The sequence below is a fragment of the Patescibacteria group bacterium genome (assembly GCA_028717685.1).
GTDB lineage: Bacteria > Patescibacteriota > JAQUNI01 > JAQUNI01 > JAQUNI01 > JAQUNI01.
Genome location: JAQUNI010000004.1, coordinates 38,685 through 55,760, shown reverse-complemented (window position 1 = coordinate 55,760; position 17,076 = coordinate 38,685). Strand labels below are relative to the sequence as shown.

The following is a 17,076-nucleotide window of genomic DNA, read 5'->3' as shown; positions in this document are numbered from 1 at the left end:
TAAATAGACAGGTCTGGATTATAAAACATTATCCAGACTTTTTTTGTCCAATCTTGGATTACGAAATGCTTCGTCATTGCGATAAGCTTGATTACACTCCCCCTGCCCTGCCTGTCCGCCTTGGGCGGAAGGGGGAGATGCCTGCCCGCCATCGCTTCGCTTCAGGCGAGGCGGGCGGGGAGGGGGAGGGAGAATATTCATCTATTAGACCCCTCCCAAACCTCCCGCAGGTCAAGGGGAGGAGAATTCCTCGCTAATAGACAAAAATGAATTTCGTAATTTAAGGTCTAAAGATCACTCCATAAAAAAGGGCTGGCGCGCAGGCAAAAAATTATGTTATAATATCTAATATTATGAACGAAACGCGCAATGAAAAAATAGCTATTTTAGAAAATAAAAGCCGCGAGATAGCGGACCGGCTTTGAAATACAGAAGTTAGAGAGAAGAATCAAAAATTTAGAAAAAGAAGTCGCCGCATCTGGCTTCTGGCAAAATAAAGAAGAGGCACAAAGGACAATCCAGAAGCTGACGCAGCAGAAAGAAAAATTCAAGGAATGGGAGGAAATTAAAAAATATTTGGGAAAATTAGAGACTTTAGCCGAACTCTTGGCAGAAGAAAATGACAAAGAACTCGCGACAGAATTCGCGCAAAAGTATAAAAAATGCGATAAACATTTAGACGCTTTGAAACTTAAAACTCTTTTGGCTGGCAAATATGATGCTGGCAACGCGATTTTGTCTATTTACGCGGGAGCGGGCGGCGTAGACGCGCAAGACTGGGCAGAAATGCTCTTAAGGATGTATTTGCGCTACTCTGAAAGGAAAGGTTGGCGAGCCAAAATTTTGGATAAATCCGAAGGAGGCGAAGCGGGGATTAAAAGCGTCACCCTGGAAGCAATGGGGCACTACGCTTATGGTTATTTAAAAAACGAAGCCGGCGTCCACCGTTTAGTGCGGCTTTCTCCTTTTGACGCGGATAAAGCGCGCCATACTTCCTTTGCTTTGGTTGAAGTTTTACCCGAAATATCAGCCAAAGATGTTAAAATTCAAGATGAAGAATTAAAAATAGAAACCTTTCGTTCCGCCGGCGCCGGCGGTCAATCGGTCAATAAAACGAGCTCCGCGATAAGAATTAAACATCTGCCTACTGGCTTGGTAGTGCAGTGCCAAAACGAACGTTCGCAGCTGCAAAACAAAGAAACGGCGCTGAAAATTTTAAGGGGGAAGCTGGAAAAGCTTTACGGCGAACAAAAGGACAAAGAAACTCTGGAAGCGCGCGGCGAACATATTTCTGCCGCTTGGGGCAATCAAATCCGTTCTTATGTGCTTCATCCCTATAAAATGGTTAAAGATCACCGCACCAAATATGAAGTAAAAAATACCGACAAAGTTTTGGATGGTGAAATTGATAATTTTATTCAAATGGCGCTGAAGAGCCGAATCGTGAATTAGGAAACTCACTCCCCCTGCCCGAGGGGGAGGTGGAGGGGGAGGGAGAATAGTCATCGTAATTCATCATTCCTGCTTCCAAACTATGATCGACTTCAAAAACGTTACCAAAATCTACAACCATGATACAGTGGCTTTGGACCATGTTAATCTTTTTATTAAAAAAGGGGAGTTCGTTTCCGTGGTTGGCGCTTCGGGCGCCGGCAAGTCCACTCTGATTAAGCTCATGATTGGAGAGGAAAAACCAAGCGAGGGCAGTATTGTCGTTGGTGAGTGGCGCGTCAACGAATTAAAAGACCGCGAACTGCCGCGCTTTCGCCGTAATGTCGGCGTGGTTTTTCAAAATTACCGCCTCCTCCCCAAAAAAACCGCCGCGGAGAATCTTGCTTTCGCGATGGAGGTTTCGGGCACCCCCAGAGAAGAAATTAATGAATGCGTGCCGCAGATGCTGGATATTGTGGGCTTAAAAGATAAAACCGACCGTTTTCCAGTCCAGCTTTCCGGCGGCGAACAGCAAAGGATCGCGATCGCCCGCGCCCTGATTCACGAACCGGAGCTTTTGATTGCCGACGAGCCGACAGGCAACTTGGACACCTTCGCGACTTGGGATATTATTAAATTACTCTTAAAAATCAACGAATTGGGAACAACTGTCGTTCTCGCGAGCCATGACAAAGAAGTGGTCAATGCCTTAAATAAAAGGGTGATTACTCTGGAAAAAGGAGCCGTAATCCGCGATCAGGAGCACGGACAGTACGTGATATAAGTGTAAAATGTAAAATGCAAAATGCCTACCCGCCATCGCTTCGCTTCAGGCGAGGCGGGCGGGTAAAATGACAATGCAAAATTTTAAAATTATTCAATTCCTCAATTTTGAATTTTAAATTGCAATTTTTAATTTTGAACTTTTAATTTTTAATTTTATTATTGTGCCTCTTTATTCTTTATCTCGCATTTTTAAGATGGGTGTCTTGAACTTCTGGCGAAATATTTGGCTATCCGTCGCCACTACTTTGGTAATGGTACTGACCCTGCTCTCTTTTAGCATCCTTTTTATTTTAAATCTGATGGGCAATGTGGCGATTCAAAATATCAAGGAAAAAATCGACGTTACCATCTATTTAAAGAATAATCCCGACGCGGAAAAAACAGATCTTCTCAAGCAAAGCATCGCGGAGATTGACGGCGTAAAAAGCGTGGAATACATTTCTTCGGAGCAAGCCTTGGAAAATTTTCGCCAGAAACACCAAAATGACCGCATGATCGCTGAAATTCTCAAAGATTTTAAAGATAATCCCCTGGAAGCTGTTTTTATTATTAAGGCTAACGATCCTCAAGACTACCCGGAGATTGCCAAAAGGCTGGAACAAGAGCGCTATCAGGAATTTATCCGTAAAGTCAACTACAAAGACAACCAAACAATGATCAATCGCCTCACGGCGACAGCCGGTTCGTTAGCGAAAATAGGAATTATCGTAAGCGGCGTTTTCGTGGGGATTGCCATTCTGGTTATGTTTAACACGATTCGTCTGTCTATTTACTCGCGCAGTCAAGAAATTGAAATTATGAAAATCGTTGGCGCTACCAATTGGTATGTGCGCTGGCCGATGATTGTTGAAGGGATTTTGTATGGATTGATTGCCGCCTTTATTTCTCTCGTGATTCTCTATCCCGTGACGCGAATGACCTCTCCTAAAATTGAAGCTTATTTCCAAGGGTATGGTATCAATCTAACCCAATATTTCACGAGCCACCTTTTACAAATTGTCGCTATGCAAATTCTGGTAGGGGTTCTATTAGGCGTCCTCTCCAGCGCCATCGCCGTAAGCAAATATTTAAAAAGATAACCTTTAAATGGAGAATCAAACCTCTCCCCTGACAAGGGGAAATTAGAGAGGGGTTTAATTAAAGAGATAATCTTAAAATTCCAACTCTAAAGTGGGTAAAGCCCTCTTAATCGCCAGAGGGCTATTTTATTCCCTAAAACAGCTCGGGAAATCTTTACTTTAAGGCAAAAATTTGGTATAATTTGCAGTGAAGAAAATGAAATTCATGATTCACAATTTCCTTATTCCGTAAAATTTTAAAATTATATTTTTTACTTTTAACTTTTTACTTTTGAGATTTAACTTTTCATTGGGGAGTAGCCAAGCGGTAAGGCAATAGGCTCTGAACCTATCATCGCAGGTCCGAATCCTGCCTCCCCAGCCATCCTTCGCCAAGGCTTCGGAATGGCTTACGCCTCAAATCTGATAAAGTTTAATAAGAGGCAAATATGTATTATTGCTATATTCTTTATAGTCTAAAATCAAAAAAGCTTTATTTTGGCTATACAAACAATCTCAAAAAAAGATATACTGAACACAACCAAGGCTTATCTAAATCAACTAAACCTTTTATTCCTTGGCAACTTGTTTGGTATTGTGGATTTTCAACAATTAAAAAGGCAAAGTTGTTTGAAAAATATTTAAAAACTGGTTCAGGTAAAGCATTTACATATAAAAGACTTATTCCCGAAGCCTTGAAGAAGGAATAGTTTTGGAGGTAATTAGGTGCTCCGAAGCCGCAGGCGAAGGACACCTGCCTCCCCAGCACTTCTTCGCCTCCTTTGAGACGGAGGCTCATCAGTGCCTCCGGCTCTATATAAAAAAGAAGAAGTCCCTGATACTGAGCGTAGCGAAGTAGAAGGGTATTATCTTTGACCACCTACTATATAGTTAGATGAAAATTAAAGACACTGAGGAACTCTTAAGGAGCGAAGCGACGAAGAAGGGACGAAGTGCCGAAATTATAAGATGAATTACACTCCCCCTGCCCGAGGGGGAGATGGAGGGGGTGGGAGAAAAATACTCCGTAGCCCAAAGAGCGTAGGAGGGCTCTTGCCCCGTAGTAGAGAATCCCTCGGGACTGAATGTTCCTCGGGACTGAAGTCTCACTACAGGGCTTGAGGGATGGTTTAATGAAATAAAAATGGGAAAGCTTAAAGACATTCCAAAAATTAATAGGCCACGCGAAAGGTTTTTAGAAAAAGGTCCAGATGCTCTTTCTAAAAGCGAGCTTTTGGCTATTCTTATTGGAAGCGGAATTAAGGGAAAAAATGTTAAACAACTTTCCGAACAGATAATCAGAAAATTCGGAAATAAATTTTTAGACATAATAGTTGATGATCTTTTGAAAATTTCTGGAATTGGAGAGGCAAAAGCCCTACAAATTGTTTCTGCTCTGGCGTTAATAAAAAGATTTTATGAAGAATTGGAACCAAAAGATAACATTGTTTTATCCGCCCAAGATGCGATTTCTTTAACTTCCGACATACGAGACAAGAAAAAAGAGTATTTGGTATGTCTATATCTCAACGCAAGAAATGCGCTACTGAAAAAAGAAATTATATCTATCGGTATATTAGATAAAAGCATTATTCATCCACGAGAAATTTTTGGCCCCGCCGTCGAGTTACGAGCGGCTGGGATCATTTTGTTACATAATCACCCATCAGGAGATGTTACCCCCAGTAAACAAGATATGGAAGTCGTGAATAAAATTCTCGAAGCAGGTAAAATAATGGGTGTGAATGTTATTGATTTTATTATTGTTAGTGAAAATGACACTCACAGTTTTTTTTCTGAAATACAAAGCTCGGATAGTAAAGTAACGCATTATATTTCTGATGGTGTACAAAATTCCCTTTTCGATCTATTAGAAACTGCACAACCAACTTATACCCCAGAAATAAAAAAAATACATAAGGTATATTTTTACCCTGAAAGTAGAATTAAGTCGGGGCGTTTCCAGCTGCAAAATAGAAGATTTTTAGGAAATAAATATAAACTGCTCGGTCTTATTGAGGATATTGTCAACGAAAAATGCAACGGCTTCGGTGTGTTCTGTGATATTTTTGCGGGTACTGGTGTTGTTGGTGAACGATTTAATGAAAAAGATATAAAAGTTATTGCCAACGACTTTTTAGTAAGTAATTATCTACCATTAAAATCTTTTTTGGGAACTTCGAAAATTGATTTTAAGGAAATAGAAAAGAAAATAGAGCTGCTCAATAACTTAGAAGTGCACAATGACAATTATTTTTCTGAACATTTCGGCAATACCTTTTTCACCTTAGAGAACGCTCGCAAAATCGGCGCTGTCAGAGAAAAAATTGACGAGATTGCAAAAAGCGATAATGAGAGAGCTGTTTTGATTACTACATTACTATACGCAGTTGATAAGGTGGCAAATACAGTTGGCCACTATGATGCATACAGAAAAAAACTAGACACAATCCAACCACTACGTCTTTTGGTTCCGGATTTTGAGCCAGAAAATAACTCAAATAATGAAATATATAAAAAAGACGCAAATCAGCTTATCAAAAAAATAAGGTGTGACGTTTTATATATTGATCCACCTTATAATTCTCGCCAGTATTCTGACGCCTATCACCTTCTAGAAAACCTTGCTACTTGGGAAAAACCATCAGTGTATGGCAAAGCAAAAAAGATGGATAGGTCACATATTAAAAGTGATTACTGTCTACAGTCAGCATCGAGGGCATTTGCTGATTTAATTTCGAACGCAAACTGTAAACATATTTTGGTTTCTTATAATAACACCGGCGAATCTAAGGACGGAAGATCAAATGCTCGCATTAGTGATAAGCGAATTATAAATATATTAAAAACTCGTGGCAATGTTGATATTTTTGAAAGGGATTATAAAGCATTTACAACAGGCAAAAGCGATACTGATGGACACACAGAACGAATCTTTTATTGTAAAGTAATAAAATAACAATTATGAAAAAACCTTGGTCAATATCAACAACAGTGAGAAACCCCGATAGATTACGGGATTTCTTGCGCGTTCTGAAAGAACTAGAGGGACAACCCTTTAATTCAGAGAATCAAATTAAATACCAAATTCTCCTCATTCAAAATAGGTTTTACAAACCAACTAATTTAACCAGAGAACAACAAGAATATTTTGATGATATTGAAACAGAAATGCCATTTTCTGTTGCAAAAGAAATTTTTAATGTACAAGGTTACGAAGATCCGGCAATGCGTGGCAGAAATTCTGTTGCGCCACTTAATAAAATGGGTTTGTGTATAGCCAAAAATTCAGTCGAAGGCGTTAAGATTACCCCACTAGGCGAATATCTTCTTTCTGAAAATTATGATTTGGGTAAATTGTTCTTTATACACTTTTTGAAATGGCAACTTCCTAACCCAGCAAGTACAACATTTTCAGAAAATGACGGATTTGCTATCAAACCATTTATAGGAGCATTACATCTTATAAACGAAGTGAACAAGAGATGGGTAAAATTAGGAAATAACCCTATCGGAATAAGTAAAGATGAATTCTCTTTATTTGCACCAACGCTTATAGATTACAAAAATATCAAAAAGCAAGCGGAAAAACTAATTGAATATCGAGTTGGGCTGCGTTCACAAAAAGACGACAAGAGAAGAAAGCAATTTAAAAAAAAGTTTGGAAATAATTTTTCCAAAACATTTTTAAGAACAAACAAAGGCAGTGAAATTAAAAAACTTCTTAACAACCTTAAGGATTATGGCGACAACGCGATTCGATATTTCAGATTAACCAGATATCTACATATTCGGGGCGGCGGGTTTTATGTTAATTTGGAACCAAGAAGGTCTATCGAGATTGATAAATTACTCTCTACGGATAATGCCGCTCCTCTAGCATACGAAAATGCCGACAAATACATAGAATATCTTGCCGATATTGAGCAACCTGTTTTGCCGTGGGAAACAAAATCGGAGTTAGGAAAAATTGCAGAAAAATTGAGTCGGGATGTGCAAGAATATGTAATCGATCTGAAATCAAAAATAATAACAGCACCGCCCTTTCATTTTAAAAAGATTGAGAGCTTAATTGAGGATCAACTAAAAGAGTATATCGAGCAATTGCGAGGTTACCGTAGAAAACTACAAGAGCTTGAAACTCATTTTGAATCGCAAGATGTCGCTAAAATTCAAGAATATATTAACGCACTTAGGGGTATTTATCAGTCAGACAATAAAAAGAGTATTGAACTTGAAAGGCTCTCAACGCTTGCACTCAACGCTCTTAACGACGCACTAGAGATTAAACCAAACTATCCGGTTGGAGATGACAACGAGCCTACTTTTACTGCGCCAGCCAATAAGCCGGATATAGAATGCTTTTATGAACAGTTTAATTCCGTATGCGAGGTTACAATGCTGACGAATCGTTCACAGTGGTACAACGAGGGACAACCTGTTATGCGTCATGTGCGCGACTTTGAAGAATCCCATACCGACAAGACAGCTTATTGCCTATTCATTGCTCCACGACTACATCAAGATACCGTTGAGACATTTTGGATGGCGATAAAATACGGCTATAAAGGAACTGCACAAAAAATTGTTCCCCTCTCTATTGCGCAATTTGTCAGACTACTTGAAAGTCTTTTAGAAATCAGAAAACAAGGAAAACGATTTACGCACGATGAGTTATTAAATCTTTATGAACAAATCCTCAGTCTAACGAATCGTGTTGCTCATTCCGAGAAGTGGATTGAGCAAATACCGGAAACAATTACTGAATGGCAAAAATCTATTTTAGCAAAGCAATAATTATGAAGCTCAACACTATTTACACTGACGATTGCATAAAAATATTGAATGAAAAAATTGATAAAAAGTCAGTTGAGTTGATTTTTGCCGATCCGCCCTACAATCTTTCGGGCAATGGTCTTAAATGGGAAGGAAATAAAACTGGCGGTGATTGGTATATGGTGAACGAAGAATGGGATAAAATGACCGCCCCAGAATATATACAGTTTACGAAAAAATGGATTGGTGCTTGCCACAAAATATTGAAAGATAATGGCTCAATCTATATTTCTTGCACCTACCACAATCTTGCAGAGGTGATCATTGTACTGAAACAGTTCGATTTCAAAATTAATAATGTCATTGTTTGGCAAAAAACAAACGCGATGCCCAATATGACAAAAAGAGTTTTTACTCACTCAACAGAATTTGTCGTTTGGGCGGTTAAGGGTAAAAAATGGATTTTTAACTATGTCGAATTAAAAAAAATAAACCCTGAAACACAGAAAAATGGGGCACTCAAACAAATGAGGGATGTTTGGTCATTGCCTTTAGTACAAGGAAAAGAAAGATTACATGGAAAGGATGGTAGAGCATTACACCCAACACAGAAACCGGAAGAGATGCTAAAAAGGATCATCGTTGCGTCCTCAAATAAAGGCGATCTGGTTTTAGACCCATTTTTAGGTAGCGGCACCACAGCTGTAGTTGCAAAAAAATTAGGCAGAAAGTGGATAGGGATAGAAAAAAATGCCAAGTATTCTAAAATGGCTAAACATAGGATGGAAACTATTACATAGAATTATGAAAAATAATCACGGAAACAAATATGCTGGCAATCTTGGAGAGCAGGAGGTTGTCAATTTAGTATCTTGCCCAAATTGTAAGAAAAAATTGATGTTATTGCCGGAGAGCTACCCTCTGTACGACGTGCAATGTACAGCTTGTTCGTTTCGCGCTCAAATAAAAACAAACCTATGCAAACCAAAGTCCATCATCTTTGGAGCGGGATGGGAAATTATTGATAAAGTTTTGAAATCAGGATTTATTACCCCACCATTAATAGTAAATTTCAAATGGAACGGGCAAGGTGGTAAACGCCAAGAAATTAGATTTTATCCATTCATTCCAAAAGTAAATTTGAGAAAAAGATTTACTACAATAAAAAAATCAGGCCGAGAACTTTGGATGTTTAATTATATTGGGTTAGATAAGTTGCCTTATTTTGTTGTTTATAAAAAATAATCCTGGCAACACGCCATTTTTGCTGGCGCGAAATTCGGCGGCGGCGGATAAACTCTATCATTTCTTTGCGATCTACTTTTACCAAAGTTAATGAGTGAAAAAAATAAAGTTAATCCCTAAGACATTTTATTTAAATGACAGAACTAAAAACGTTAAAATTTATTTCCGAGAAATTTAATCTTAAAGAAAGCTATTTAAAACAACTAATAAAATCAGATTTATTAGATTATACATTAGGGAAGGATAAAAGATATTTAATCCCTACATATCAATACCCGAGATTAAACCTTCTTTCGTCAAATAAAGAATACCAAAAAGAAATATTAAGTGGACCGAAACACTTCTTATATGAATATCACCCAGAATTGGAAGGATATCTATCATATCATGATATTGTAGATAGATTTGCTTGGATGTTGAAAATGAGATTTGCTGATCGTGAAATGATGAAAAGCAGAAGATATAAAATCGACACATTATATCAATTATTTATTAAAGATTTGGATTATAATCATTTAAAATTTAAAAATGTTTTAGTCGGTAAAAATTTTTCAGAGACTAAATTTAAGTTTCATTTAATGCAAGGCTGGTATAATGAAATAGCAGGAGGTTATCCCTTTTCACAGGATTTTAATATTGGCAGTAGTTTGGATTATATAGATGATGATGCTGGAATTTCATTATTTCCTTCTTGGAAAATCATCAAATATTATTATTCTATTTATTCTTATTTTACTTCCTTTGTTTTCACCGAGAATCCAAGCTTAAAAACCGAAGAACATAGAAAGTCATCGATATATTTTAATAGACATCAGCTATCTAAATATTCAAAAATAATATTAAAATTTCCATTTAATATTTGTTATAAAAAAGGATTGATCAAAAAAAGTTTTTTAGATATTAATAAAAGAGAGTGGCGGTTTAAATATGCTCAATGTCCGAGAGGCAATAAAAATATATATCAATTAGAAAATGAATATCGTAATGATCTTAAAAGAACTTTTTTTTCAAAAGCAAATAATAAAGATATCTTTACCATTCTAGATATTTTGTATAAATTTAGAGTTTGGAGTAATTATCAGGGAATTGAGACTCTCGCCAAATTAAAGCAAGGTGGATTGCTTTTATTTTTGGAAAGAAACCTTTATACAATATGTTTTTTTACGGCTGGAATAGCCGAATTAGTTGCTATTTCTTTTTTAGGTGAAAAAAAATTTAAGAAAATTTTTGAGAGCTTTTATTTAGAATATATTAAAGAAAATGACCTACTTTATGAAAAATGGCATAGAATACCACAAGTAATAAGGTATAGAATTTATAGTCATTTAAATATTCTAAAAGATTTGCCAAAGGGATTTATTCCTCCGAATAAAGATGAACTAGAATTGGTATAAATATGATTAAAATTAACGAAAATTCATTGGTCGAACAACCAATTATAGATCGGCTCAAAGAGCTTAAAAAATATGGAATTACAATCTTCTAAAACAAAAACTTTATATGATTTAAAACGTGCAGGACTTATAAATTTTTCTAATAGCTTTGGAGGAGGTTTCTCGGATATGGACAAGTTTGAAACTGGTTTGAATAAAATATTTTTAGAAAAGGCCGAATTAAACACGGATAGTCTGAAAATATATGCTATAGACAACCAAAGCAAAGAAGTATCCCAACTAATAAGTTCTAATGATAAAACATTGTTGGCCAAAATAGAAAAAATCTTGAATGATGATTTATTTAAGTCGCTCAATATTGGCGAGATTTATAACACCAAACTTTTTTAAATTACCCAATAAGAAAATTGTAAAAAAATTATGCAAAAAGAAATAATCACATTGAAAGAACATATTGAATATCAACAAGGTTCGGTAGTGAGCAAAGAAATTTTAAAAACAAAAAATGGCACAGTAACAATTTTTGCTTTTGGCGCAGGTCAAGGGCTAAGCGAACACACAGCCCCGTTTAATGTGCTGGCTTATATTATAGACGGTGAAGCGCAAATTAAAATTGAAAAAACAGCATACACGCTTATTGAAGGGCAAATAATTAAACTTCCTGCCCATAAACCCCATTCCTTAAAAGCGCTAAAAAGATTTAAAATGCTTTTAGTAATGATAAAGTAGAAAAAAATAGGGTTAACTCCATCAAGCGCGCCCTCGGAAAAATTTGAAACTGGTTTAAATAGAATATTTTTAAAATATGAAGCTAACGCCAAAAATTCAAAGAGCTATTGTAAAATCAAGCGTGCTTCATTTCGGACAAAAAAGGAAAGACGCGAATGTGCCTTATATTACTCATCCTTATTCCGTTGCTTTTATTTTAACAAACTATACAGACGATGAAAATATAATTGTTGCCGGGTTGTTACACGATGTTTTAGAAGATGTTCCGGGTTGTACGATGGAAGATATAAAAAGAGATTTTGGTGATAAAATAGCCCAAATAGTAAAAGAGGTTTCGGAAAATAAAGACCCAGAAGATAGCCCAGAAAAAGCAAAAGCGACGTGGGAGCAAAGAAAGAAGGAGTATCTTGATAATTTAAAAAACGATAGCTTTGAAGCAATGATGGTTTGCGCGGCAGACAAAATTCATAATTTAAAGTCTATAACAGAAGCATATAAAGAACAGGGTGAAAAACTATTTGATAACTTTAATGCGCCAATAGATAAAAAAATGTGTTACTACGGGGAGGTTCTAAAAATTTTGAAAGGAAGGTTAAATAACGATATAATAAAAGAGCTGGAAGAAATTTATTCTAAATCAAAAAATCTATTAAAATAACAGGGAAATGTTGTATAAATATTGCCCAAAGTGCGGAGATTTGCTAACCGAAAAAATAATAGGCGGACGCTCCAGATTGCAATGTTTGAAATGGAAATGTAAGTTCATTTTCCACCAAAACTCAAAACCCACTTCAAGCGCCTTGATTTTGGACGGAGATAAAGTTTTGTTAGGAAAAAGAAAAATAGATCCTTCAAAAGGCATGTGGGATGTTATTGGAGGATTTTTAGAGCCGGGAGAGCATCCCGAAAAAGGCATGAAGAGAGAAGTCCGTGAAGAAACCGGTCTTAAAGTTGAACCCACAGATATGATAGGATTTTTTATGGACGTTTATGACGGCTCGTTCCCGACCATGAACATATGCTATACGGCAACAGTTACTGGCGGAAAACTAAAACCAGGTGATGATATTGAAGAACTGCGATGGTTTGAAATTTCCAAGTTGCCGAAAAATATTGCTTTCAAAAATGGAAGAGAAATGTTGAAGCAATTGATAAGATGGCATAGGAATAAAAAAAAGTCCTATATTTGTCTCCTTTTGAAAAATAAAAGACCAAAAAATTTAAGATAAAGAATTTCCGCCCAAGGCGGATCAGCTCTTCGAGTCTGAAGACTCGTCAGAGTATGAACGACCTAGGGCTGAAAAAATAAAACTATGCCCAAAATCAAAAAAAACATTCAGCTCATCACTCTATTGTTAATCCCAATAGTATGGGTGGTGATTTTTAGCGGCTGTATTATTCAAAAGAAGAGTAATAATCCAGCGCTACCGTCGCCAAGTCCAGCGCCTAACCCAAGCCCTGCAGGCGAAGAAGAATGGCAAACCTATCAAGATCCCCAAAATTTATTTTCCATCCGCGTGCCGAGCAATTTTACTTTAATCTCGGACACCCAAAGCGGGGTGACCCACCAAGTTACCCTTGAAGTTCCAAATAGCTGCCCTGAAGATATTGTTGAGGGTTATTGTTTTCCGCAAATAATTACAATCAAATATCTATATAACCAAGGCGGCTTAACCGCCGAGGAATGGTTTAGCGAAGCAGGCAAATATTTTGAGGTAACCGGCAATCAAGAAATCGCGGGATATGAAGCGCTGGTCGCCACTCCCCGCGAAACAGAAGGGTATGCGATCCGATATGTTTTTACTGCCGGGAATCCATTGCCTAACAACACGCACCAATATATTTTTGACCTTTCCGTTAGTTCCGGCATTGAAGATTCTTTAAGAGATCAAATCCTAGCCACCTTTCAAATAATCCCAAGTGAGTGAAGCAACTATATTTAGCGCGCCCCTGTAAAAATTTTCTTTAAAATTTAACCGGAGCGTTGTTCTAAATAATCTATGCGAAAGTTAAATCGTCCAGGGTTTGAAAAAATTGTAAAAGAAGGAATAAAGGCAATTCCGGAAAGATTTTTACGGAAATTAGATAATGTGGCGATCGTTATTGAAGCGGAACCGACATCAGCCCAAAAAAAGAAACTAAACATCCATCCCAACTGGACACTATTCGGCTTATATGAAGGTGTGCCGCAGGCAAGGCGGGGAATAAACTACAGCGCGGTGCTTCCTGATAAAATAACTATTTTTCAAAAGCCGATTGAAATGGCGGCTCGCAATGAGAAAGATATTAAAGAAATGGTGAAAAATACCGTCTGGCACGAAATCGCCCATCATTTCGGAATGAGCGAACTGGAGGTGCGCCAAGCCGAAGCGAGAAGGCGAAAAACTCCGCAATGAATCACAGAATTACAGAACTCACTCCCCCTGCCCGAGGGGGAGATGCCTGCCCGCCATCGCTTCGCTTCAGGCGAGGCGGGCGGGGAGGGGGTGGGAGAATAGTCATCGTATGGAATAGATCAAAATAAAAAATTTTGGTTCAGGTCTTGAATTATGACTTGACCCCCAAACTTCAAAAATTTAAAAAAGAGGCGCAAAATTTTGCGTCTCTGTGGATCTCTGGTTTTTTGATCCCGTGCAATTTTTTAAGCTTTCATCCGATCGATCAATTTGTCTAAATCTTCCTTAAGACTCTTCTGCAAGGATGCCACTTCTTTAACATACCAGTTATCAAAAATCCCTCTTATCTGAATAACAGCTTCTTCGTCAGGGATGTCTTTAAGATCAATGGAGGAGCCAAGTCCAATACCCTTGAGATAGCCTGTGATCGCTAATCTTGCTTTCCTTAATCGTTCTCCATAATATTGCCTGTTCCCGTTTTCAATATCCCTTGTATAATCTTGAACGCTATAACCTGTATAAATCCCTTCAAAAAAAATTTTATATTCTCTCAACGCATCCAATCGATTCTGGTATGAATCACTGATTGCCTCTATCGCCGCCTTGAATTGTGGCGCTTGCTGATCCAAGTGCAAAGAAATATCTGACTTTTTTTCTTCAGAGCCTTGTTGTGGCATTTTCAAATCTCCTCTTTTTGGTTATATAGGCTAGATCAACCTGTAAAGAACTTTCAATACATTGAATTAAACAACGGTTTACTAACTATATCTAAGCACAAAGATACATTATTGTCAAATTTAAGTCTCTCTTTTTCGTCAACCTCAACAAGCCCGTCCCCGTAAAAATTTTCTTTAGAATTTAAAAATCTACTCCAACATGCCTCAATCAACCAAAAAAAATCCAAAAAAATTTAATGTTACAAGTTTGCTTTTTCTGGGGATTATCGCGTTTTTGGCATTGATCACGGCTGTTTTAATTATGTCTTACTCTAAAGACATTCCCGATCTGGAATTTCAGGCGCTGCGGATGGCTTCATTTTCTCCGCCCTCTGGCATTACCTCTTATACCCGTAAAAATATCCAGACCAAGCGCGGCACTTTTAATATTGATTTAGCGGTGATTGATTTAGGGAAAAACAAGATTGATATGTTGACTGAAACCGCCGCCGGTGGAGACTGCTGGAATAATTGTCCCGCGCGTTCTTTAAAAGATTATATCAGTGTTAACCAGGGTTTTGCTGGCATGCATGGCGCTTATTTTTGCCCGCCGGATTATGCCTCTTGCAAGGGAAAAATAAATTATTATTTCTATCCTTTTTATAATACGCGCGGGAAATTTTTAATGAATAGCGGACAGATCAAATGGCTGCAAGGTTCAATTTTAGTTTTTGATCAAAATTACAATCATTATTATTTTGTGGATGGACGGGAATTTAAGGGATTAACTGAATTTGAAAATAAATATGGTGTTAAGGCGCAGGCGCTGCTTTCCAATTCTCCCACTTTGATTTTTCAAGGCAAAAACATTGTCGCAACGCAAAAAATGGATGATAAACAAAAGAATACCAAGGGTTACCGCGGAGCGATTGGCGTGAAAGGCAAAGTCGTCTCCTTGGTGATCGCGCGGGGAGCGACCGTGCCGGATATGGCGAGTGTGATGGAAGCGCTCGGCGTGACTACAGCCCTCAATTTAGACGGCGGCGGTTCCTCCGCTTTATACTGGAACAATGCTTACAAAGTGGGACCAGGCAGGCTTTTGCCCACGGCGATTATTTTTAAAATAAAATAAACCCCGTCTAAAAATTTATTTCTAACGGGGTAAAGGGTGCATTATATGACCCCAAAATTTCGCCTAAAGCAAGACAGCAATCTTGCCCTTTAGCGCTCTCCCTGCTACAGTATAAAGCCGCATAAGATACACGGCAATAGATATTAATCAGTTCTCAACAGAAAGGATGGTATATAATGGACATTGTGCTTGGTATTGCGTTTCTTCTGCTCAATATCCCGATTTACTTTTTTCTCTTTTTAATTGTTGGCGTGGTTGTCCGACAAAAATCCGGCAAACGGTGGCACTTGTATCTTTTAGCGGGATTTGCGTTCGTGAATCTTTTCTTGGATCCTTTTCTTTTCGCGTTTTGCGCCATTCCCGGCTTTGTGGTAGGACGGCTTGTCCAAATTTCAAAAAGGCGAGTGCGTACTATTCTTAAATGGAGTTTGATTGGAATCTGTGGGTATATTGCTCTCGAACTTTTTAATCTGCGAGACCCTGAAGTAATTATTTCATCGCTGTTCACCGCGGTCGTACTCGGTATATTATTTCTTATTTTTTGGGGTCTTCTTGCCTTATGCCGGGCGTGGAATCCAATCGTTTTCTTTTTTGTGGGATTATTGGTCGGCACGGTTATCTTTGGTTCGCTCTTTTTTTCTGGGGTGCCCAACGATGGCAACTGGCATTGGTTTGATGCAACCTGGGTAATAAGTCGGATCGCGTTTATAGAGACAGCGGTCGCCTCTATTATTTTCGCGGTGGTCTTTATGTTTATAGCGGAGATTGCGTCAAGCTATCAGCCGCGGTATTTAGCATTGCTCACGGCGATTATTCTCACCTATGTCATTGAGCCGCAGCTGCACGGTCAAATTAGCCATCCATACTGGGTCCATCACCCAATTATTATTCCCATTTTTTTGATTATGGTGTTCTTCGGCATAGTCCTTTCCCGCCTAACAGAATTTCGTGAAATCTTTGCGAAAGAATCGTGCGCGTGGTATTTCGGAGCGGCGGCATTAATTTACTTTTTTTACCACGCCGCTGTTGAAACATTAGAGCTTCCGGTAACATTTGGGATCTCTAATTACTCCGAAATCATGATTCTCGAAAGCTATATGGCATTAGCGCTAGGCATAGTCTGCGGTCGGACTGCTCAAGAACTATAAGAAAAATGTGATACTTTACAGGCGCTTACCTTCTATTTTATCGGTACGCGCTTTTTTGTTTGGCATAGCGCGTCGCAAAAACGGTGTCAATTCCACTTTTTGTAAAAAATATAATATATATGATAAATAGTGAATTAGGGTAAAATATGATAAATTAATCCTGTCCCGCAATGATAACTAATTGAAAGAGTATGGCGAGCAATTTAGTTTGTTTTTCTGGCAGAAAGTGTTAATCTTCATTAAAAGATTGTTGACTTTTCCAAACAAATAATGCAGAATTATCTATAACGTTCTTTTTACTAGACATTAATTCATTGATTCAATG

The 17,076-nt window shown here is 37.9% G+C and carries 19 protein-coding genes and 1 tRNA gene; 18 read left to right on the top strand and 2 right to left on the bottom strand.

What is annotated here, in order from left to right:
- Positions 1 to 18 precede the first annotated feature (18 nt).
- Positions 19 to 201: a hypothetical protein gene (locus tag PHW01_05130; protein ID MDD5627361.1), complete on the bottom strand. Its 183-nt coding sequence runs from the start codon at positions 199 to 201 to the stop codon at positions 19 to 21.
- Between the two features lie 152 nt (positions 202 to 353).
- Here PHW01_05130 and prfB point away from each other — a divergent pair.
- The 16 genes from prfB to PHW01_05050 all read left to right on the top strand — a co-directional run bounded on the left by prfB (position 354) and on the right by PHW01_05050 (position 13,815).
- Positions 354 to 1,452 (top strand): peptide chain release factor 2 gene (gene prfB, locus PHW01_05125; protein ID MDD5627360.1). Its coding sequence is split into 2 segments (ribosomal slippage): positions 354 to 422 and positions 424 to 1,452, totalling 1,098 coding nucleotides; the frame shifts between segments, so codons are not numbered across the junction.
- Positions 1,453 to 1,534: 82 nt separating this feature from the next.
- On the top strand, positions 1,535 to 2,215 hold the full coding sequence (gene ftsE, locus PHW01_05120; GenBank protein MDD5627359.1) for a cell division ATP-binding protein FtsE: 681 nt from the start codon (positions 1,535 to 1,537) through the stop codon (positions 2,213 to 2,215).
- Positions 2,216 to 2,378: 163 nt separating this feature from the next.
- Positions 2,379 to 3,296, top strand: a complete 918-nt coding sequence (ftsX, locus tag PHW01_05115; protein ID MDD5627358.1) for a permease-like cell division protein FtsX — start codon at positions 2,379 to 2,381, stop codon at positions 3,294 to 3,296.
- A 290-nt stretch (positions 3,297 to 3,586) separates the two neighbouring features.
- Positions 3,587 to 3,660: transfer RNA gene (locus tag PHW01_05110), tRNA-Gln, on the top strand.
- 64 nt (positions 3,661 to 3,724) lie between these two features.
- Positions 3,725 to 3,985: a GIY-YIG nuclease family protein gene (locus PHW01_05105; protein MDD5627357.1), complete on the top strand. Its 261-nt coding sequence runs from the start codon at positions 3,725 to 3,727 to the stop codon at positions 3,983 to 3,985.
- Positions 3,986 to 4,419: 434 nt separating this feature from the next.
- A complete protein-coding gene (gene radC / locus PHW01_05100) occupies positions 4,420 to 6,234 on the top strand; it encodes a DNA repair protein RadC (GenBank protein MDD5627356.1) in 1,815 nt (604 codons plus the stop codon).
- Between the two features lie 5 nt (positions 6,235 to 6,239).
- Positions 6,240 to 8,072 carry an AlwI family type II restriction endonuclease gene (locus PHW01_05095; protein ID MDD5627355.1) on the top strand — a complete coding sequence of 611 codons (1,833 nt, stop codon included), beginning with the start codon at positions 6,240 to 6,242 and terminating at the stop codon, positions 8,070 to 8,072.
- Positions 8,042 to 8,851 carry a site-specific DNA-methyltransferase gene (locus PHW01_05090; protein MDD5627354.1) on the top strand — a complete coding sequence of 270 codons (810 nt, stop codon included), beginning with the start codon at positions 8,042 to 8,044 and terminating at the stop codon, positions 8,849 to 8,851. The genes PHW01_05095 and PHW01_05090 overlap by 31 nt, the downstream gene beginning before the upstream one ends.
- Positions 8,852 to 8,855: 4 nt before the next feature.
- Positions 8,856 to 9,296, top strand: coding sequence for a hypothetical protein (locus PHW01_05085; GenBank protein ID MDD5627353.1), 441 nt, complete (start codon positions 8,856 to 8,858; stop codon positions 9,294 to 9,296).
- A 134-nt stretch (positions 9,297 to 9,430) separates the two neighbouring features.
- Positions 9,431 to 10,690: a hypothetical protein gene (locus PHW01_05080; GenBank protein MDD5627352.1), complete on the top strand. Its 1,260-nt coding sequence runs from the start codon at positions 9,431 to 9,433 to the stop codon at positions 10,688 to 10,690.
- Between the two features lie 72 nt (positions 10,691 to 10,762).
- Positions 10,763 to 11,080 (top strand): hypothetical protein, encoded by a 318-nt coding sequence (locus PHW01_05075; GenBank protein ID MDD5627351.1) that lies wholly within the window; start codon positions 10,763 to 10,765, stop codon positions 11,078 to 11,080.
- Positions 11,081 to 11,110: 30 nt separating this feature from the next.
- Positions 11,111 to 11,419, top strand: a complete 309-nt coding sequence (locus PHW01_05070; GenBank protein MDD5627350.1) for a cupin domain-containing protein — start codon at positions 11,111 to 11,113, stop codon at positions 11,417 to 11,419.
- Between the two features lie 76 nt (positions 11,420 to 11,495).
- Positions 11,496 to 12,077 (top strand): HD domain-containing protein, encoded by a 582-nt coding sequence (locus tag PHW01_05065; GenBank protein MDD5627349.1) that lies wholly within the window; start codon positions 11,496 to 11,498, stop codon positions 12,075 to 12,077.
- Positions 12,078 to 12,084: 7 nt separating this feature from the next.
- Positions 12,085 to 12,648: an NUDIX hydrolase gene (locus tag PHW01_05060; GenBank protein MDD5627348.1), complete on the top strand. Its 564-nt coding sequence runs from the start codon at positions 12,085 to 12,087 to the stop codon at positions 12,646 to 12,648.
- Positions 12,649 to 12,732: 84 nt separating this feature from the next.
- Complete coding sequence (locus PHW01_05055; protein MDD5627347.1) at positions 12,733 to 13,347, top strand: hypothetical protein; 615 nt, start codon at positions 12,733 to 12,735, stop codon at positions 13,345 to 13,347.
- A 72-nt stretch (positions 13,348 to 13,419) separates the two neighbouring features.
- A complete protein-coding gene (locus PHW01_05050; GenBank protein ID MDD5627346.1) occupies positions 13,420 to 13,815 on the top strand; it encodes a metallopeptidase family protein in 396 nt (131 codons plus the stop codon).
- A 245-nt stretch (positions 13,816 to 14,060) separates the two neighbouring features.
- Here the strand turns inward: PHW01_05050 and PHW01_05045 are convergent, their stop codons facing one another.
- A complete protein-coding gene (locus PHW01_05045) occupies positions 14,061 to 14,492 on the bottom strand; it encodes a hypothetical protein (protein ID MDD5627345.1) in 432 nt (143 codons plus the stop codon).
- A 199-nt stretch (positions 14,493 to 14,691) separates the two neighbouring features.
- On the opposite strand from PHW01_05045, the gene PHW01_05040 reads away from it, so the two are divergent.
- Both PHW01_05040 and PHW01_05035 read left to right on the top strand, forming a co-directional pair.
- Positions 14,692 to 15,603: a phosphodiester glycosidase family protein gene (locus tag PHW01_05040; protein MDD5627344.1), complete on the top strand. Its 912-nt coding sequence runs from the start codon at positions 14,692 to 14,694 to the stop codon at positions 15,601 to 15,603.
- 176 nt (positions 15,604 to 15,779) lie between these two features.
- Positions 15,780 to 16,751, top strand: a complete 972-nt coding sequence (locus PHW01_05035) for a hypothetical protein (protein MDD5627343.1) — start codon at positions 15,780 to 15,782, stop codon at positions 16,749 to 16,751.
- The last annotated feature ends 325 nt before the right edge of the window (positions 16,752 to 17,076 follow it).